The sequence below is a fragment of the Treponema vincentii F0403 genome (assembly GCF_000412995.1).
In the GTDB taxonomy this organism is placed as follows: Bacteria; Spirochaetota; Spirochaetia; order Treponematales; family Treponemataceae; genus Treponema; species Treponema vincentii.
In genome coordinates this window covers 2,171,666-2,190,586 of record NZ_KE332512.1, presented here as the reverse complement: position 1 = coordinate 2,190,586, position 18,921 = coordinate 2,171,666, and the positions used below count along the sequence as shown (strand labels likewise).

Genomic DNA, 18,921 nt, shown 5'->3' with positions numbered 1-18,921 from the left:
GTAAATGTAAACATGATACTATCGATTATTATGGAAAGAAAACGAATTTTAACGGGTGATCGTCCTACGGGAAACCTTCATCTGGGGCATTATGTCGGTTCGATTAAGAATCGGGTACGGCTTCAAGAAGAATTTGAATGCTTTTTTATTATTGCGGACTTACATACGCTGACTACAAAGCCCGACAAACAATACATCGATGAACTTGCCGATAATGTACGGCAAATGGCGCTGGACTATTTGGCCTGTGGAATCGATCCCGAAAAATCGGTTATTTATCTGCAATCGGCAGTGCCGGAAGTTTGTGAACTTAACCTATTTTTTTCCGATCTTGTTACCGTTCCTCGGCTGCAGCGTATTCCTTCGATAAAAGATATGGCGAAAGCGGCGCACTTGTCCGAATTGCCGCTTGGACTATTGGGGTATCCGGTGCTACAGGCTGCCGATATTTTACTGCCCCGCGCCAATCTGGTGCCGGTCGGCAAAGATAACGAAAGTCATGTTGAACTGACGCGGGAGATTGCCAAGCGTTTTAACTATATGTACGGCGAAGTATTCTCGCTGCCTGAGGTGATGGTAAGCGATTACGGCTCGCTTGTCGGTACGGACGGGCAAGCTAAAATGTCGAAGAGCCTTAACAATGCGATATTCCTCTGCGATGACGAAAAAACGGTGATAAAAAAGGTACGCAGCATGTACACCGATCCCAATAGAACCAGCGCCGATATTCCGGGGACGGTGGAAGGGAATCCCGTATTTATTTACCATGATGCCTTTAATCCTAATAAGGCGGAAGTCGAAGACTTAAAAGAACGCTATCGGAAAGGTAAAGTCGGCGATGTCGAAGTAAAAGATAAACTTGCAACCGCTATCAATACCTTCCTTGAACCTATTAGAGAACGGCGGGCGATGTATGCATCCAAACGTGGCTTTGTCGATGAAATTATCTATAACGGCACGATGAAGATGCGGGCGGAAGCTGCACAAACGCTTAAAATAGTAAAAAAGGCAATGGGCGTTTCCGGTGTCTGGAATAAAATTTCCCGCAAAGCGGAAGAAGTACGGAAAAAAGCGGAAATTCATAATTCATAATTCATAATTCATAATTCTTAATTAAGAATTATGAATTAGAATGAATTGCCGAAGTCTTAGTCCTAAAATCCTTCGCCGCGTACCAATGCGACAATGCACAAAAATAGGGCGAAGAGCGTGTATACGTATTTGCCGAGATAATACCAGCCGTTGGCATAGCGTTTTTTTGCGCCGGTGTTAATTTCGTCCAACAGCTCTTCTTTTTTCATCACCCAGAACCACGAAACGGCGCCGAGCACCGCACCGATCGGAATAATGTACGTGGAGACCAAATCCATCCATGCGCCCCAGCCGCCGAGAATTGCTCCCTTTGTGTCCGCAATGGGTTCCATGAAAACGCCGATACCGAAGGTAATCACGCCGAGCACGGCAATCACTGCGGTGCGTTTTAAACTCTTAAACGTGTGCATAAGCGATTCGGCGACAACTTCAAGCATATTTTGCAAGGACGAAATTCCTCCGAACACCACGACAAGATACAGGATGATTCCGAATATTCTGCCGCCGGGCATCTGTTGAAGAATTGACGGAAGAACAACGAACAGCAAACCGGGGCCGCCGGCGGGATCCATCCGATAGGCAAAACATGCGGGTATCATCACGAGGGCGGCGACAACCGCTGCAATGGTATCGAACAGCGCGGTATTTTTGGCGCCGGCTACGCAGTCATGATCTTTGCTCAAATAGGCGCCGTACACAATCATTCCCGAACCTGTAATGGATAACGAAAAGAATGCCTGCCCCATAGCGGTTATCCACACGGACGGATTTTTTAAATAGCTCCAATCGGCGATAAATAAAAACTTGTATCCTTCAAAAGCCCCCGGCAAAAATGCAATACGAACCGCCAACGCCGCAAACAGTATGAAGAAAAGCGGCATCATTACTTTATTTGATTTTTCTATCGTATGCGCACCGAACATAATTGTCAGCAAAGTCGCAACAACGACAACCGCATGATAGGGCACAACGCTGAACTGCTTAAATGCAAAAGACTCAAACCACTGTCCGGGATTAACCGTCATGATGCTGCCGAATATGGACTGAGTAAAAGCCTTGAGTACATAAGCAATAATAACGGCGTACCCAACGGCAATCGTGATTGAACCGGCCAAGGGCAGCCATCCGATGATTTTGCCGATCCCCTCGCGGTCTTTGCTGCCGTGCTTCCACGCATAGGCGTAAGAACCGAGTGTTCCCGTACCGCTGCGGCGGCCGATTGCGTATTCCGCAGAGAGCCCCACATATCCGAAGAGAATCACAAAGAGGATATAAATAAGCAAAAAGGCGCCGCCGCCGTTGCTCCCAAGCTTGTAGGGGAAGCCCCATACGTTTGCCATACCGACAGCCGAACCGACGCAGGCAAGAATAAAACCTATGTTGCTGACAAATCGATTATTTTTTCGTTCCATCTTTTTCCTTTACCGCTGCGGATTCGGCGCCGTCTGCCGTTTCCTCCTCCACGTTATTGTTCTGCTCCTGCATTTTACCGTCCTTATCTTGAGTTTCTTTTCCCTGATCTTCCGGTTCTTCCTGCGCTTCTTTTCCCTGCTTGTCCGGTTCTTCTTGCGCCTTTTTAATCTTTTCTCCAAGCTCGGCTAAGACTCTTGTTTCCGTGCTCTCGGTAAAACGGGTTTTCAGTTCTTCAATAAGAGCCGTTGCTTCGTCATACCGTTTGGAAAGAATCAATATCCGGGCATAATTCAGTGCCGATTCGGGATTTTCGGAATCCTCATCGTACAGCTTTTTATACATTGCGCAGGCGCGCTCTTCGTCGCCGGTTGCCGCAAGGCTGTAGGAGTAAGCTTTTAATATCAGGATATTTCCCGGCGCTTCTTTATACTGCCGCTCAAGGATGGGTTTTGCTTTTGTCCACTCGCCCTGCAGCCCGTATACCCGCGCCAAATTATATTCCGCAGCATTTTTATGCGCAGGATCCTTTGCCGCCTTTAGGTAAAATTCCTCAGCTTTATCGTACTTGGATACTTCGGTATATGCTTCAGCAATCTCAAAATAAGTCTTTGCCGTTTCCGAATCGATATTGCCTTTTGCAAACAAACCGGCGGCGGCCGTAAAACAAACTATCAGTATCGTTAAGCTCTTACACGATACACGGTTATTTATTTTGAAGCACCACATTCTCTATCGCTCTCAACTGATGGCGGTAAAGGCCCGCGATGGTTGCCCCGTAATCCGCAATCAGCTGAATCATATTGCGGGGGTGCTCGGCTTCATCGACACCGTTAATTCTATCGCCGGCATCCCCAAGTCCCGGAAGAATATAGGCGGCGGAATTTAATGCGGGGTCCATCCACAGCGTATATACCGTACAGTTCTTTAAGGCACGGGCAGCGCATAGCGCACCTCTGAGTGATGAGATAACATGGAAACAGTTGATCGACTTAGGTTTTATTCCCTGCCGTTCAAGATATTTAACAACGGTAATCAGACTGCCGCCGGTCGCATTCATAGGGTCGGCAAAGATAAGGTCTTTTCCGTCCAAATCTTCCAGATTGAAATACGACATATCCAAATTGAGAACATACTGCATATCGTCGATATTCTTTGTATCGTCCCGTTTAATTTTAAACAGCGCGAACGGAGTTACATAGCCGTGTGAAGAATATTCTTCAATTTCTTTAGAGATAATCATCGACGGAAGCAGTGCGCCGCGCAGCATAACGCACATAACGGTATTTTCGATTTTGTGATCGATGTCGCTGATCTTGTGTACGGCATAATTCTGTACCGGAACGGTAACCGGCGTTTTGGAAATAAGGTAGTTTTTACTGTCCTCGTGGCTTCCGCTATAGGCAAGTTTGAACAGCATTTCAAACGCACGCTGGGTATAATAGATGAATTCGTTATGGCCGGTTTCGCTGCTGCGCAATTTTGCCATAACACGGGAGGCTTCCGCATGGCTGGCAAAATCGGTAATAAATGAATACACCCTGAGCTGAGGAACTTCTTTGCAGATTTCCTGTAGTTTTTTTCCCATTTTATCGTATAAGTCGATAATTTCTTTTTCCGCAGCTTCTTTTTCTTTATTATCTGCGGCAGCATCGAGCCTCGTGAATTGCTGCATCGCCTTATTATACAGTTCATCCAATTTTTGCAGGTGAGCAGCATCCTTCGATGTTAAATACCCTTGCAGTGATTCCGCTTCCATAATAACCTGTTTCATATAAAACTCCTCTATTACATTAAATGCGTAAACGAGGTCGGCCTTTTAAGCCGGCTGCGTTCACAAAAAAAAACGCCCTTAAAAAAGAGCGTTTAAAAAATTCAGTAATAAAATAATAACCGGCTGCAAAGGGGAAAACAGCAAGATCGGGATACCGTTTGTGCACCTTTTATAATAGAATATACATTCAAAACCATATTACAGCCCTGTTTTGTCATTTGCGGAGTATTTTAATAGAATGAAAGCAATTGTGCAAGCCGTTCTTTGCCGATTATCTTCATAAACCCTGCAAGACGCGGTCCTTGGTCTTTCCCGATCAAGGCCTGATAGACGGCGGTAAACAGCGCTTTAGGCTCAAGCCCGCAGGCGTAAGCCGTATCATACAGCGCGGTTGAAAACGCTTTTTCATCAAGCTCGTCCATCTTCGGCAGCAGCTCGTCGCGGATTTTGCAGAGCGCAGCGGTTTCAGCTGCGGAAAGTTCCGCCTTACCGCCGTCGGTACGCAGCGCAAAACGGAAGTCTTCGGGCGCACATTCGGTAATCCAATACCACGCGCATTTGGCCCGGGCAACAAACCGCTCGTACTGCTCCTCTTTCAGATCGGTCATCAACTCTATTACTGCAGCAATATCCCCTGCGTTAATTTGTAAAAGATTACAGAGATGTCTGAACGGAATTTGATACGATATGCAGGATGGCATCCCTTCAACCTGCGAGAGTTCATAGATGCGGCGTTCCTTCGCATATACCTCATCGTTTTTAGCCTTATCGACGCCCCATGCGATGCGCTCGGTTTTATCGTAGTCCTCATAGGTTTTAATAACGTCCAAGTCGAAGCTGATAGAAAACTCCGTGTTCGGCCGCGTTCCAGCAAACAGGTACCGCGCAATTTCGGGTTGGTACACATTCAAGACATCGGACAGGCTGATAACCTTTCCTTTTGACGACGACATTTTCCCCGGCAAGCCTTTAATACCGATAAAATCGTAGCGGAAGCTGACGGGGGCAGGCCACTGATAAATTTCGTCTGCGACAAGCCGCGCCGTGTCGAACGAACCTCCTTGGCTGTGGTGATCTTTTCCGGCGGGTTCAAAAACCGTTTTTTCAAACTGCCAGCGCATCGGCCAGTCAACCCTCCATCCGAGTTTCAATTCCTTCGAGGTGCGCAAGTCCGCCTTTTCTTGATGCCCGCAGCTTGTGCACCGGTATTCCAATCCGTATTCGCCGTCGTAAGAAACGATTTCAGTTGTGTCTTTATTGCAGTTGCAGCAAAAAGCCGCTACAGGCCAATATTCTTCTGCCGCAGGGATTTTGTGCTCATCATCGCGGTAGCGGTTTAAACAGTCCTTTATTTTTTCGCGGTTTTGCAGCGCTTTTTTCATCCCCTCGGCATACATACCGCTGCGGTACCGTTCGGCCTGATATAAGAATTCAGGGTAAATACCGACAAGCGGCAGTACCTGCTCCACATCAACTTCATGATGGCGTGCATAAGAGGTATCGCGTCCGGTTGTATCGGGCACCATCGTGATGGGATACCGCAGATAGTTTTGCAGCGTTTCTTTTCCGGGCATATTTTCGGGCACCTTCCGGAACACATCGTAATCGTCCCACGAATAAATAAACCGCACCTTTTTGCCGCGGTCGCGCAACGCGCGTACAACTAAATCGACCGAAATAATTTCGCGGAAGTTCCCAATGTGAACGGTTCCCGACGGCGTAATCCCCGAAGCGCACGTATAAGAATCCAAATCTCCGCGCTCGCGTATAATCTTCTCTGCAGTTTGATCCGCCCAATGTACTAATTTCTGATTGTTTTGCTCTTTACTCATATTGTCCTTAATTTGCATCGGTATTCGAAAAATGTTGCGGAATTGTATACTGCTCCGTCTATTATGTCAATTGAAAATACATGGGGAAAATAGCTGATGCGACGGAACAACCGTATTGCCGTTAATCATCATAATGACCGCGGCAGGAAATCAGTAAAACAGCATTCTCTTCTACTGCATACACAAGTCTGTGTTCTTCATCAATCCTACGGCTCCAGAATCCTGTCAAATTACCTTTTAACGGCTCCGGGTTACCTATGCCCTCAAATGGATTGCGGCCGATGTCCTTAATAAGCTGATTTATCCGTTTAAGGATTTTCTTATCCTGTGTCTGCCAGTAAATATAATCATTCCATGCGTCCAAATCCCACTGGATTAGCTTGTTCTGCATAAGCTTAATCCTCTATCAGCTCATGCTCAGTCAACTGAAGCTTACCAGCTTTATAATCGGCCATTTTCTTTTCAAGATAACGCATATTACTTTCACTATAGAACGGGTCTACCGCTAACTCAAACGGTATTTTTTGTTTCCGAACCGCGGTTTTTGCAAATACGCAAAATGCCGTTGTCATAGTCATACCGATGTTGGAACAAAAGGTTTCAAACTGCCGTTTTAAGTCTTCGTCTATACGGATATTGATATTTGTCTGTGCCATAAATTTAACTCCCTTATCATATTGTAAATATATTTCTTTATAATGTCAATACAAAAAATCAAACCGGAACAATTTTACCGATTAAATTAGCCGGTGCTATTTTAGCTGATTCACCTTCCCCTTCCAAAGCCTTGACATGCCAAAGCCGATATTTGACTTAAATCGCTAAAAGCATATACTGAAAGTATGGCACTCATAGACTGCCCGAACGGGGCTGATTTTGAATTCGGTATTTTAATACAAAAGAAAAATATTTTTGTTTCAGAAAACGGACAATTACCGAGCGGTAGTGAAGTTACGAAAGCAATCAGAAAGTACAATAATCAGGACATTCTCGGTGTGTATGGGGAGCGGGCATATCATACTTTTGCAGCGGCGCTGTCGCCTGATGCAGCAGAGCCGAAAGGCTTTAAACGGATACCGTACCGGAATTTGTTTATAACGGAACCTTCCGAACACTCGGAACACGCCGCCCGCGCAGTACTTTTGCTCGATTGGCTGCATCATACAAAGTATTGCCCTTCGTGCGGAAGCAGTCTGCATTTAAGCATAACGGAAACGGCATTGGAGTGCCCGCAATGCCGCAGAATATTGTATCCCGTCCTTGCCCCGTGTATTATCGTGCTTATCAGCAAAGGCGAGCAAATCCTTTTAGCGCGGCATGTTCAGCACACCTCCGATATTTATACCTGCATCGCCGGTTTTATCGAAGCGGGCGAATCCGCGGAAGAAGCTGTTATCCGCGAAGTGCACGAAGAAGTCGGCTTAACCGTCAAAGATATCCGGTATCGTGGAAGTCAAGGCTGGCCGTATCCCAACCAGCTGATGCTCGCCTTCCGCGCCGAATACGTTTCGGGGGATATTACCGTACAAAAAGAGGAGTTATCGGAGGCCGCATGGTTTTCAAAAGATGCGCTGCCACCGATACCGCTTCCCGGTTCCGCCGCTCACCGGCTTATCTGCGGCGATTGGTTTTAAGGCTGTAAGGACAGGGCAATCCATCTGCCGTGTTTGCCCTGCCTGCTTTTGAAAAACCTGTGCAAAATTTTATCTAAAATTTTGCACAGGGGATAAAATCAGTGCATCGCCCTTTTCTTGTTAACTCTCTTTTTCAACTTTAAACCGAACATCGAACACCAGCTTTTCATTCGGATATCCTTCACGATGGAGCATAAACTGTTGTAAGGGGCTGTTTTCTAATGCATCGGTCGTACGAACGGACAACTGAGGACGGTCTCCTTGGGGATATCTTACAAAAACCTGTTGCACGCCGTTTGTGTTTCCCAGTATGACCATCTCCCCTTTTATATTGAAGGAAAGTTGAATAGCACAAGATTTGTCCGGTACGATAATACTATCTGGTTGCGTTTGAGGGTCTTTGGGAATATTGCGTTTAATCGTTAATTTTGACGGCGTTTCCGTACCACTGTAGTTAAAAATCGTTTTTCGCGGGGCATCTCTATCAAGCGGCTGCATGCCGACAGTTCCGGTAATATGTGCAGCCTCGAATCCGGCGCCTTTTATATTTTCTACCGTTGCAGTTACCTTGTATCCTTTTGCCGGTATTTCCACACGTTCGACGGTTTTGTATTTTTCACCGTATTTGATATATGCAGTCGCATTATCATCCAAAAACCGTAACTGATATTTAATAATGTGCCCCGGATTCTTTGAAGAAAAACCTTCTTTTACAATATATTTTTGAAACTGTTTAAGATCGGTAACCGCTTCGCTGCCGCCTCCGATAATATTGATCGTGATGGTTGTTCCCTTTTCAAGTTTTTTAATTGCAGTGTCAATGTCGGCTTCAACATTGTTTGCTGCCGTAACTTTGAATACCGTATCAAGATTTGCCTTGAGTTCTGATTTTTCCTGATCGGATTCGATAGTAAGATAGGCGATACGTCCGTAAGAGACCGACGAGACATATACAGGCATTCTATCTCCGACAACCTCACGCGGTATATTGATCATCATCGGAGCCGCCTCTTGATTCACATCGACGGTATAGAACGTTTCGACGAATTTGATAAGCCGCCGCTCCTTCTGCTCTCCGTTCTTAAATTTAAACCCTGCCGCTATTTTGGTTTTAATCCCTGCAGCACCGAAACCGACACCCATTTTAAGCTGTGCTTCGAGGCTTTTCTCATTGGTAATTTCCATCTCTTCATAACTTGAATGAGCAGAGGCATGATAGGTAATATTTTGGCTAAGAATCTTATTGCGCAGCTCTCTATATGAAGCTAAATCCGGAATAATTTCACCGGAAGTAACGCCCGCTTTTCCGTCCTTACCCTCTTTATCTTTTACTCCCTGTAAATCGAAAGAGATTACCGCATTCCGTTTATTGCCCTCGGTAATTTCCTGATAGCTTTCTCTATCAAGGCTATCGCCTCGTAAAACGGCGCCGGGATAAATTGAATTTTGAGAAGGATCGAGAAGGAGCGTATCGTCAAAAGCTGCCGAAATATCATACTCAACCTCTTTTTCAATGTATTTTACTACAGCACCATGATTATTAAACTGCGGCTCCGTTTCGCTAAGCTGCGCCCCTTGTACAATCAGTTCGCGTAATTTTTGCGGCGATCGTGCAAGACTGTCAGGAATATTCAGTCCCTTATAGGAAATTCCTTCCTGCTCGTTCGAGCCGTTGCCGGAATTATTGCCGTTTTGCGTGCCGTTGGTATTTTCTCCCTTTCCGGTATCAGGTTTATCTGATTTATCGGGTTTAACCTGTTTATCCGGTTTTTGAGAAGACGGAGTCGCAGGTTTTTGAATCGGCTTTTCCGTTTTTATCTCTTTTACTAAGGGCTTTGCCGGTTGCTGGCACCCCGCTATACCTGCCGCTGCAAGACAGATAAGCAGTACGATATACCGTTTGATACGGGCTGTAAGTTTTGCCCGTTTTTGTTTTTGCATAGAAACCTCCTTGCGGTTAATGCTATCTGTCTTATAAAGCACGCGAAGCAAAATGGCTTGAAAATCGGAGAAAAAAATGAAAAATTTTATAAAAAATATGATTTTGAGAGAATTTTCCAAAAATTGAAATCTTGTAGCGGCTCCAAAATACGATTACAATGGGATAAGGTATTATGCCGGATAACTTTTTAGAATGGGGAGAGGAGCCATGAAAACAAAACTATGGTCTATCGGATTGGTATTGCTGATATGCTGTCTTTCATCATGCTATCCGCCTTTTAGTACGCCGGTTGATATTGAATACGCCGATATTATCATTGAACTTGATACGAAAGATCAAGGCATTGCAGTATTTGCCGATACGGTAAGCGGCCGCCCTGCGCATCTTATTGGAGCAAGAACGTACACCGCCGATAAAATGGAGAAATTACCGTCTTTTTCCGAAAGAGATAAGGGGGGCTCCATCATTGCCCTCAATCAACAGCGAATCGGTATTGTCGGGGATATAACGCGCATAGAAATAAGAGGGCTTTATCTTTTTAGCGGTTCTCCCACACAAATAACCGGTTTAGTATTCAACAACGGAAAACATATTAAAACACTGATATGTACACCGCACCGGTTTACCGCAATGCCTCATTTTTCTGCACTGCCGGAATTGGAATATCTTGAACTTTCAGGCATGGTATATACTCTTTCCCCTCAAAACAGAACACTTGACCTATCGAATAATCAAAAGATTAAAACATTATTAGCTGAAGGCTTCGAAAGCATAGTCTTACCTGATTCACCGTATTTGCAAAAATTGGACATAAGCGCTACGAAAAACGAAAGTTTTAATTTTTCCCGATATTCCGACTTAGAAGAGTTGTCCCTGCGTTGTAAAACCTCCGTTGATCTTTCCGGCAATCCTAAACTAAGAATATTACGCCTTGTATCTATCACGAACGATACGCTCAATCTGCTGCAAAATCCTCATTTAGAACAGCTGCTTATATCCGGTAAACATCTCCGTTCACTCAGACTGCCGCAGCTGCCTCGTTTAAAACAGTTGGATACCTTCGGATGCCGTTTTTTAACCGCCATGGATACTTCGTATATGCCGAACCTTGAGGTGCTTGATTGCAGCCGGAATAGTTTAACGGCGTTGGATGTTTCACATAACCTTTTGCTGCGCGACTTATCCTGTCACTCCAATGCAAACGAGAACGGTACGGGTGGTATTACAACGCTCACCTTGGGCAATTTATCTAAATTAAAAAACCTTTCTTGCCACCGGAACAATTTGGCCGTACTGAATATAGAAGACTGTCCTCATTTAGAAAAATTGAACTGCGGGCGCAATAACCTGCAAACGCTTGATGTTTCAAAACAGCAGGAATTAAAGGAATTACTTTGTGATTGGAACCGCCTAAATATCCTTGATGTGCGAGCATGCCAAACGCTCAAGGAGCTGCAGTGTTCGTACAACGTGTTAACCGATATAAAAATAGATCCGAACAATTTATCAAAAGTACCTTTCGGCATTACGCTCGACATCAAAAAAAACAAATTGAACCGCGCAACACTCGACACGCTGTTATACAGCCTTCCTAAAAAAAATGCAGATTCGTATTCCGAAGTGATTTATCAGGCAGATAAAAATAAACCTGACAATTATCCCGATGAAAATGAAGATCCGAGCATCGAAGCCCGTATCACTGCAACAGAAAATAATTGGAACCTATACGGCCGCAATCCCTAAGTGTCTACTCTTTTCATTTCCGTAAGCGCTTTGTTACGGTAAACCAGATCAGCCCCATCCCTACGGTTTACTGCATCTCCCCATAGGTAGGGAGATGCGGTGTTTATGCTGTATATGAATTATTTTAATAAATAGCGGCGGTACCTTTTATCACAACGCCGGTTTTCCCGTTCAGCGTGATAATGTCGCCTGTTTTTAATATGGTTGTTGCATCGACCGCTCCTACGATGGTCGGCTTCGATAGATTCATTCCGATAAGGGCCGCGTGTCCGCTCAAATTTCCGTTTTCCGTAATGACCGCTCCCGCCCGTTCGATAAAGGAATTCATTAAATCGTTGGTTGCTTCGGCTACGATAATGTCGCCGTCCGCAAAGTCCGTCAACAAATCTTGCTCGGTACGGATCACCTTTACCCGCCCGGTTACAACCGATTGGATACCGGTACCCTTGCCTTTCAACAGTATTTTCCCGACGGTTTCCACCTTTAGTAAGTTTGTCAAACCGACCAACCCGATCGGAACACCGGCAGTCAATACGGCAAGTTCGCCTTCGTGCACAAAGCCTTTTTCTTTTGCAACGTTAATGCACTGTTCAAACATTTCGTCGGTTGACTTAAAAGAGGATGTTACAATCGGATACACACCCCAGTTCAGCGATAACCGCCGAGCCGTTGTTTCAAAAGGCGTTACGGCAACAATCGGTACTTTGGGTTTATACTTTGAAAGCGCCCTCGGCGTTTCTCCCGAAGAGGTCGCGGTAATGATAACCTGCGCATTCATTTCCAGCGCCATAGAACAGGTGGCATGCGCAATCGCGTTTGTAATTGTAAGCGAATGCTCCCGCGCAACAGCCCCCATAATCTTATCGTAGTTTAACGAGTTTTCGGTTGTAACGGCAATGCGGTTCATCATCTTGACGGTTTCTACCGGATATTTCCCCGCGGCCGTTTCGCCGGAAAGCATGATTGCGCTTGTCCCGTCAAAGATGGCATTTGCAACATCGGTAACCTCCGCCCGCGTCGGACGCGGATTATGGGTCATCGACTCAAGCATTTGGGTTGCCGTAATCGCCGGTTTACTTGCCCGCAAGGTTTTGCGGATAATCATCTTTTGTACGATTGGAATTTCTTCAGGCGGAATTTCGATGCCCAAGTCTCCGCGCGCAACCATGATGCCGTCTGCAACTTCAAGAATCTTGTCGATGGAATCGACTCCCTCTTGGTTTTCTATTTTGGCAATAATGTGGATATTCTCCCCGTGCTCTTCCTCCAAAACCTTGCGGATACTTAAAATATCTGCCGGGCCGCGCGTAAATGAGGTTGCAACAAAGTCAACCTCGTTTTGTGCCCCAAACTTTAAGTCGGAAATATCCTGCTCGCTGAGGAAGGGAAGATTAATCTTTGCTCCGGGGATATTGATGCCCTTATGATTCGATACGGGACCATCGCTCTGAACGGTACAGATAATATCGGTGCCATTCTCAATCCGGTCAACCCGCAGTTCAATTAATCCGTCATCTATAAGGATGCGATTATTAGGCTGTACTTCCTGCGCAAGGTTCTTATAGGTTACGCTGCATATTTTTTCATCGCCGACAATATCGCGTACGGTAAGCGTAAATTGCTGTCCCTTGCTCAGCTGTACGGAATTAACGCCGAAGTTTTTCAGCCGTATTTCCGGCCCCTTGGTGTCCAGCATAATTGCAATCGGCAAGTTGAGTTCCTGCCGAATCTTCTTGATACGGTCGATACGGATCTGGTGCTCTTCATGCGTACCGTGCGAAAAATTAAGGCGGCATACGTTGAGCCCTGCCTTAAATAATTCGCGCAGTATTTCTTCCGAGTCGGAAGCGGGACCGATAGTACAGACAATCTTTGTCTTTTTCATATCTTCTCCTATCGAATCTAAAAGAAAACCTCTAAAAACTTCAGTTTTTAGAGGTTCCCTAAAAATTGTCTTTAATTCTTGCTCTTATCTTTTGAAATGGCATCAACCAAAATGGCGATTGCACCGTCTCCGGTTACGTTACATGCGGTTCCGAAGCTGTCCTGCGCAATATAGAGCGCGATAATCAATGAACACATCGTGTCGTTAAAGCCGAGGATAGACTGCACAAAGCCGAGCGCTGCCATAACAGCACCGCCGGGGATACCGGGGGCTGCAACCATTGCGATACCCAAGATTGCGATAAACGGAAGCATAACGCCGGCGTTTGCCGTTTGTCCGTGCAGGATCAGGATAGCCATCGAACAACTGGTAAGGGTGATGGTACTTCCGGCAAGGTGGATAGTTGCACAAAGCGGGATAACAAAGTCCGCAATTTTTTCCTGAATGCCGATTTTCTTTGCGGAAGCAAGTGTTACCGGTATGGTCGCAGCAGAAGACTGCGTTCCCAATGCGGTAACATACGCAGGCAGCATTGTCTTAATCGACGTAAAGGGATTCCGTTTTGCAATGGTACAAGCAATGATATACTGAATAAGTATCATGATGACGTGCAGCGCAATAACAATCGCAAATACCTTGATGAATACCTTGAGGATAAGCCCAACTTGTCCTGCATGGGTCATGTTGGTAAATACGCCTAAAATATGAATCGGCAGAAGCGGAATAATGATAACTTCGATAACTTTCGTAACAATATTCTGAAATTCGCGGGCTGCATTCTTTAAGGTTTCCGAGCGAGTTACCGCGATACCGATACCGAGAACAAAGCTTAAAATCAACGCAGTCATAACGCCCATCAGCGGCGGCATATCGATACCGAATAAGCCGGGCAGCAGCGCATCTTCAGGGTTCGCATGGGAAAAAACATCCACATGAGAACTTAAAAAGAACGGGAAGAATATGGAATCGGTTACAAAGGCCAACGTACCGGCAAGCAGCGTTGAACCGTACGCAATACCGGCAGTGATAGCGAGCAGCTTTCCTGCGTCGGAACCCAGATCCGCGATACCCGGAATGACAAATCCGAGGATGATCAGCGGAATGATAAAGCTGAGAAAGTTGCCGAATACCCCGTTAAAGGTTGCCAAAATCTGAACAGGCAACGGCAAATGGATGGAGCGCGTCAAGTTACCGATTAAAATACCGGCAACGATTGCAATAATAAGACGCGGCAATAGACCTAATTTTTTTGCACTCACAATAAACTCCTTTTTAAAAAAATTTATCTATCTGTTTATAGTGTAGCTGACTTTCCGGTAATTGTCCAGTTTTTTCTATATAATGTCCGAATGGGAGACCGGACAGTCCGACCTCTTCTATAATTTGCTATGATAGTATATACTGCTGCATCCGATAAAAACTTTAACGGCTCAAGGTTTTACAAGTTTTTTTGACGGCAAAAAGCAGCCGGCTTTTGGGACATCTCCATTCCCAAATAAATCAATAATAAAGAGGTACGGTATGGAACTAACGTATAAGGCCAAAACGGCGTGGGAAAAACTCACCGAAAGCGAACTTGCCGAAATGCAAACGCTTTCTCAAAACTACATTTCATTTTTAAACACCGGAAAGACCGAACGCGAATGCGCCGCTCATATCATACGGCAGGCAAAAGAAGCCGGTTTTAAACCGCTGGAAGAAGTGATAAAAAGCGGAACGGCGCCTGCGGGTACAAAGGTATATCTTAATAATAAGGACAAATCCGTTGTGATGATGGTACTCGGCAAGGATATTACGCAGGGGATGAATATCGTCGGCGCCCATATCGACAGCCCCCGTCTCGACGTCAAACAGATGCCGCTCTACGAAGACTCCAACCTCGTATTTTTAAAAACGCACTATTACGGCGGAATCAAAAAATATCAATGGACTGCAATTCCGCTCGCAATCCATGGGGTTATTTTTACCAAAGAGGGAAAGAAGGTTGAAGTATGCATCGGCGAAGACGAAAACGATCCGGTGCTGTTTATCAGTGATTTGCTAATTCACCTTTCAAAAAAGCAGCTGCAGGAAACCTTAGCGGAAGGCATTACCGCCGAACAGCTTAACGTACTGGTCGGGAATATGAAACCCGCAACGCCGGACGATAAGAAAAAAGATGAGGATAAAGAGGACAAAAAAGGAGATAAAGCGTCTCCCGTTAAGGAGAACATCCTCAAAATTCTCAATCAAAAATACGGCATTACCGAAGAAGACTTCCGCGTTGCGGAGCTTGAGATTGTCCCTGCAGGAAAGGCGCGGAATGTCGGACTTGATAACTCGATGATTGCGGGGCACGGACATGACGACCGCGTGTGCGCTTACACAACACTGAAAGCGATACTCGAAGTTTCGGGCACCCCTGCAAAGACTGCCGTTGCCCTCTTTGCCGATAAAGAAGAAATCGGTTCGGTAGGCAACACCGGCATGACAGCGCTCTACTTTGAAAACATGGTTGCGGAAATTGCCGCGCTGCAAAACGCCCCGTGCGATTTAGGCGTACGCCGTGCATTCGCCAATTCGTGTATGCTGTCGGCCGACGTATCCGCCGGTTATGACCCCGCGTTTACATCCGTATTCGAAAAACTCAATTCGGCGTTTATCGGCAGCGGTATCTGCATCAATAAGTACACCGGTTCCGGCGGCAAGGGCGGTTCAAACGACGCAAACGCCGAGTATCTCCAAAAGATCAGGCATTTATTCGACAGCAACAACGTTGTCTGGCAGACGGCGGAACTTGGTATGACCGACGCCGGTGGAGGAGGCACGATAGCCTACATCCTTGCCAAGTACGGAACGGAAGTCGTGGACTGCGGCGTACCGGTCTTGTCAATGCACGCCCCCATCGAATTGATCAGTAAAGCGGATCTTTTGATGGCATACCGAGCATACAAGGCGTTTTTAAAAGGCTGAGTATCTCTAAAAAGCCGGTTAGATTTTTAAATTAGGGCATCTCTAAAAACTCGGTTAGATTTTTAGAGATGCCCGACGAGTTTCAGTTTAAGTCTTTATATCACAACGACTTAAACTGAAACATCGCAAATTACATCTAAGGAAAACCTCTAAAAACTGAAGTTTTTAGAGGTTCCCATTGATCGATTTTGGGATGGAGAATATATGAATACGGCATACCCTGAATTACAGCAGGCTTTTGAAAAGATGATCCTATCGGCGTCGGGCTGGAGGAAAGTTTTTGCACAATCCGGAAACGAAAACGACGGAATTCCGGCGATTTCCGCCGCCGACCGCGATATCGTCTTTCTCGCCGCGCAATCTTTTGCGGAGTTCTTACACGCGGAATTCCCGGCAATCCGCACGGTAATCGTAGCACGCGACAGCCGCCCCACCGGAGCCGCGCTGTTAAAAGAGGCGGTAACGGCGTTTGCAGCTTCCGCCGCAGCAGGTTCAACAGCCATTACGGTGCAATCTGCCGGAATAACCGCAGCGCCGGAAATTATGGCTTATGCACGCACTATCGGGGCGGCTTTTATGTATATTTCTGCAAGCCACAACCCCATCGGGCATAACGGCTTTAAGTTCGGGCTGAATAGCGGCGGCGTACTGGACGGGAACCAATCAGCGCGGCTGATAGCCCTCTTTACACAGAAGTGCGAGGCTGCGCGCCCGGATGCCGTAAACCTCTTGCGTAAAGATGCCGATCCGGCACAACTGCGCACGGTGTTTGAATCGGAGGCGGCGCACAAGCAAGCGGCGCTTACGGCCTACAAAAACTTTTTACGGGAAGTTATTGCCGATTCACAAGACACGGCGGAACAAGCACGTTTTTTTGCCAGCCTTAAACAGCAATGCGCCGCGCTGGCCGAAGCGGGTAAACCGTTCACGCTGGTTGCGGACTTTAACGGCAGCGCCCGCGCCGCCTCGGTAGACAGGACATTCTTTGAACAATTAGATATGCAGCTTACCGGCATCGCGGAAAAAGCCGGAACCATTGTCCACGGCATTATTCCCGAAGGAGACAATCTTGTAACCTGCGCAGCCAAGCTCGAAGAACTGCACCGGAGCAATCCAGCGCAAGCGGAGAACACGCTTTTCGGCTATATGCCCGACTGCGACGGCGACCGTGGCAATATCATCTACTGGGATGAGGCGCAGCAAAAAGCGCTGATATTGGAAGCGCAGGAAGTCTTCGCCCTTTCGGTTATCGCGGAACTGAGCCACCTCCGCTACAGCGGTAAAACCGATGCACCGCTCGCGGTTACCGTAAACGGGCCGACATCGCTCCGCATTAACGAAATTGCAACTGCTTTGGGCGCCGAAGTATTTTATGCGGAGGTAGGCGAAGCCAATGTGGTTAACCGAGCGGAAGATGCGCGCCGGTACGGTTACCGGGTACGGATACTGGGCGAAGGTTCCAACGGCGGAAATATTACGTACCCCGCAGCCGTGCGCGACCCGTTAAACACGCTTTTTGCAATCAGTAAGCTTTTGCTCATCAAAGATAAGCCGAATACCCCCTGCCCATTCCGCATCTGGTGCGAGCAGTCGGGACAAACGGCAAAATACCGGCCGGATTTTACCTTTGCGGATATCATCGCAACGCTCCCCTGCTATTGGACAACCCCGACGCAGGAAGAACGCGCCTTGATGCACATTCATACGGCCGATCACACTGCGCTAAAATCGGCATATCAAAAGATTTTTCTGCAGGAATGGGCGAAGAAAAAGCAGCTGCTTAAAGAGCGGTTCGGTATAACCGCCTGCAAAGTTTTCTCTTACAACCGAACGGTTTGCACGGAGAATCTCAGTGATTTTGGGGCTTCCGCAAAGGGCGGCCTTAAAATACAATTTTATAATACCAACCATACGCCGATAGCCTTTATCTGGATGCGCGGTTCCGGTACGGAACCCGTGTTCCGCATTATGGCGGATATTAAAGGCCATAATCAGGCAGCGGAAGAATATCTTGTGCAGTGGCAGGGAGATATGGTACGCAGAGCCGATGCGGCAGTATCGGGAAAAAAATAGGGAAGGTTTATTTTCAGCGGTACAGATAGGTACCGCTGAAAAACACTGCGAGTTTGCCGTGCGGCAAACATCACTGATTATATGTGCGCTTTTCGCGCACGAATTCGCCTGCCGCCAAAATTGATATTTTGTTCGGCTGTCGAATTTATGGGAAGGATACAAGAATGGGAATTCGCGGAGAATTGTTTACCACTCAAATTCCGGTAGAAAACCGGACATACTTTTTTAATGTGAAAGAAAACCGGCTGGGTGATGTTTTTTTGCAGATAGTCGAAAGCAAAAACACCGACGGCGCCGGTTTTGACCGCCATGCGATTGTCGTGTTTCAAGATGAAATGCAAACCTTTTTACAGGGACTGAATGCAAGCCTTGAATTTATCGAAAAAAAGCGGAAAGAGCAGCTCAAAGAAAAACGGGAAAAAAAGCAACGGAGCATCAACGCTGACGCTGCAACCACGGAAAAGAAGAAAGTCATCAACAAGCGAAACACAAGCACAAAGCCGGCACGGAAGGTACGCATCGTTAAAAAAGACGGCGCGGAATGAAAATAATTCATAATTCTTAATTAAGAATTATGAATTATC

15 protein-coding genes are annotated in these 18,921 nt (G+C 46.4%); 6 read left to right on the top strand and 9 right to left on the bottom strand.

All coding sequences use genetic code 11. The features are described from left to right. The first annotated feature begins 30 nt into the window (after nucleotides 1-30). Entirely contained in the window at nucleotides 31-1,092 is a 1,062-nt protein-coding gene (gene trpS / locus HMPREF1222_RS10015; protein WP_016519304.1) for a tryptophan--tRNA ligase, read from the top strand. Between the two features lie 62 nt (nucleotides 1,093-1,154). Here the strand turns inward: trpS and HMPREF1222_RS10010 are convergent, their stop codons facing one another. The 6 genes from HMPREF1222_RS10010 to HMPREF1222_RS09985 form a co-directional block, all read right to left on the bottom strand. Next, entirely contained in the window at nucleotides 1,155-2,504 is a 1,350-nt protein-coding gene (locus HMPREF1222_RS10010) for a sodium-dependent transporter (RefSeq protein WP_016519303.1), read from the bottom strand. Beyond that, nucleotides 2,488-3,231, bottom strand: coding sequence for a tetratricopeptide repeat protein (locus HMPREF1222_RS10005; RefSeq protein ID WP_016519302.1), 744 nt, complete (start codon nucleotides 3,229-3,231; stop codon nucleotides 2,488-2,490). Before HMPREF1222_RS10005 ends, HMPREF1222_RS10010 begins: the two co-directional genes overlap by 17 nt. Then, nucleotides 3,209-4,291 (bottom strand): uracil phosphoribosyltransferase, encoded by a 1,083-nt coding sequence (locus HMPREF1222_RS10000; protein WP_425314955.1) that lies wholly within the window; start codon nucleotides 4,289-4,291, stop codon nucleotides 3,209-3,211. Before HMPREF1222_RS10000 ends, HMPREF1222_RS10005 begins: the two co-directional genes overlap by 23 nt. 215 nt (nucleotides 4,292-4,506) lie before the next feature. Continuing rightward, nucleotides 4,507-6,108, bottom strand: coding sequence for a lysine--tRNA ligase (lysS, locus tag HMPREF1222_RS09995; protein WP_016519300.1), 1,602 nt, complete (start codon nucleotides 6,106-6,108; stop codon nucleotides 4,507-4,509). Between the two features lie 121 nt (nucleotides 6,109-6,229). Then, a complete protein-coding gene (locus HMPREF1222_RS09990) occupies nucleotides 6,230-6,499 on the bottom strand; it encodes a Txe/YoeB family addiction module toxin (RefSeq protein WP_016519299.1) in 270 nt (89 codons plus the stop codon). Between the two features lie 4 nt (nucleotides 6,500-6,503). Beyond that, nucleotides 6,504-6,764: a type II toxin-antitoxin system RelB/DinJ family antitoxin gene (locus HMPREF1222_RS09985; RefSeq protein ID WP_006188825.1), complete on the bottom strand. Its 261-nt coding sequence runs from the start codon at nucleotides 6,762-6,764 to the stop codon at nucleotides 6,504-6,506. 186 nt (nucleotides 6,765-6,950) lie between these two features. On the opposite strand from HMPREF1222_RS09985, the gene nudC reads away from it, so the two are divergent. Next, nucleotides 6,951-7,742: an NAD(+) diphosphatase gene (nudC, locus tag HMPREF1222_RS09980; protein WP_016519298.1), complete on the top strand. Its 792-nt coding sequence runs from the start codon at nucleotides 6,951-6,953 to the stop codon at nucleotides 7,740-7,742. A gap of 120 nt (nucleotides 7,743-7,862) precedes the next feature. Here nudC and HMPREF1222_RS09975 read toward each other — a convergent pair whose 3' ends face one another. Next, nucleotides 7,863-9,683, bottom strand: coding sequence for a thiol-activated cytolysin family protein (locus tag HMPREF1222_RS09975; RefSeq protein ID WP_016519297.1), 1,821 nt, complete (start codon nucleotides 9,681-9,683; stop codon nucleotides 7,863-7,865). A 208-nt stretch (nucleotides 9,684-9,891) separates the two neighbouring features. On the opposite strand from HMPREF1222_RS09975, the gene HMPREF1222_RS09970 reads away from it, so the two are divergent. Next, entirely contained in the window at nucleotides 9,892-11,427 is a 1,536-nt protein-coding gene (locus HMPREF1222_RS09970; protein WP_016519296.1) for a leucine-rich repeat domain-containing protein, read from the top strand. Nucleotides 11,428-11,551: 124 nt separating this feature from the next. Here HMPREF1222_RS09970 and pyk read toward each other — a convergent pair whose 3' ends face one another. Together pyk and HMPREF1222_RS09960 are read right to left on the bottom strand one after the other, a co-directional pair. Continuing rightward, nucleotides 11,552-13,312, bottom strand: a complete 1,761-nt coding sequence (gene pyk / locus HMPREF1222_RS09965; RefSeq protein ID WP_016519295.1) for a pyruvate kinase — start codon at nucleotides 13,310-13,312, stop codon at nucleotides 11,552-11,554. A gap of 71 nt (nucleotides 13,313-13,383) precedes the next feature. Then, complete coding sequence (locus tag HMPREF1222_RS09960) at nucleotides 13,384-14,571, bottom strand: dicarboxylate/amino acid:cation symporter (RefSeq protein WP_016519294.1); 1,188 nt, start codon at nucleotides 14,569-14,571, stop codon at nucleotides 13,384-13,386. A gap of 262 nt (nucleotides 14,572-14,833) precedes the next feature. On the opposite strand from HMPREF1222_RS09960, the gene HMPREF1222_RS09955 reads away from it, so the two are divergent. The 3 genes from HMPREF1222_RS09955 (at nucleotide 14,834) to HMPREF1222_RS09945 (ending at nucleotide 18,882) form a co-directional block, all read left to right on the top strand. Then, a complete protein-coding gene (locus tag HMPREF1222_RS09955) occupies nucleotides 14,834-16,264 on the top strand; it encodes an aminopeptidase (RefSeq protein ID WP_016519293.1) in 1,431 nt (476 codons plus the stop codon). A gap of 204 nt (nucleotides 16,265-16,468) precedes the next feature. Next, the gene (locus HMPREF1222_RS09950; protein ID WP_016519292.1) at nucleotides 16,469-18,337 is read left to right on the top strand and encodes a hypothetical protein; all 1,869 of its coding nucleotides are present in this window, start codon (nucleotides 16,469-16,471) and stop codon (nucleotides 18,335-18,337) included. Nucleotides 18,338-18,501: 164 nt separating this feature from the next. Continuing rightward, nucleotides 18,502-18,882: a PUR family DNA/RNA-binding protein gene (locus HMPREF1222_RS09945; RefSeq protein WP_006188836.1), complete on the top strand. Its 381-nt coding sequence runs from the start codon at nucleotides 18,502-18,504 to the stop codon at nucleotides 18,880-18,882. Nucleotides 18,883-18,921: the final 39 nt, after the last annotated feature.

Coding starts and splice junctions, on each gene's coding strand:
- HMPREF1222_RS09975 (WP_016519297.1), bottom strand. CDS start 9,683: ATGCAAAAACAAAAACGGGCAAAACTTACAGCCCGTATCAAACGGTAT.
- HMPREF1222_RS10010 (WP_016519303.1), bottom strand. CDS start 2,504: ATGGAACGAAAAAATAATCGATTTGTCAGCAACATAGGTTTTATTCTT.
- HMPREF1222_RS09945 (WP_006188836.1), top strand. CDS start 18,502: ATGGGAATTCGCGGAGAATTGTTTACCACTCAAATTCCGGTAGAAAAC.
- lysS (WP_016519300.1), bottom strand. CDS start 6,108: ATGAGTAAAGAGCAAAACAATCAGAAATTAGTACATTGGGCGGATCAA.
- HMPREF1222_RS09985 (WP_006188825.1), bottom strand. CDS start 6,764: ATGGCACAGACAAATATCAATATCCGTATAGACGAAGACTTAAAACGG.
- nudC (WP_016519298.1), top strand. CDS start 6,951: ATGGCACTCATAGACTGCCCGAACGGGGCTGATTTTGAATTCGGTATT.
- pyk (WP_016519295.1), bottom strand. CDS start 13,312: ATGAAAAAGACAAAGATTGTCTGTACTATCGGTCCCGCTTCCGACTCG.
- HMPREF1222_RS09990 (WP_016519299.1), bottom strand. CDS start 6,499: ATGCAGAACAAGCTAATCCAGTGGGATTTGGACGCATGGAATGATTAT.
- trpS (WP_016519304.1), top strand. CDS start 31: ATGGAAAGAAAACGAATTTTAACGGGTGATCGTCCTACGGGAAACCTT.
- HMPREF1222_RS09970 (WP_016519296.1), top strand. CDS start 9,892: ATGAAAACAAAACTATGGTCTATCGGATTGGTATTGCTGATATGCTGT.
- HMPREF1222_RS09955 (WP_016519293.1), top strand. CDS start 14,834: ATGGAACTAACGTATAAGGCCAAAACGGCGTGGGAAAAACTCACCGAA.
- HMPREF1222_RS09950 (WP_016519292.1), top strand. CDS start 16,469: ATGAATACGGCATACCCTGAATTACAGCAGGCTTTTGAAAAGATGATC.
- HMPREF1222_RS10005 (WP_016519302.1), bottom strand. CDS start 3,231: ATGTGGTGCTTCAAAATAAATAACCGTGTATCGTGTAAGAGCTTAACG.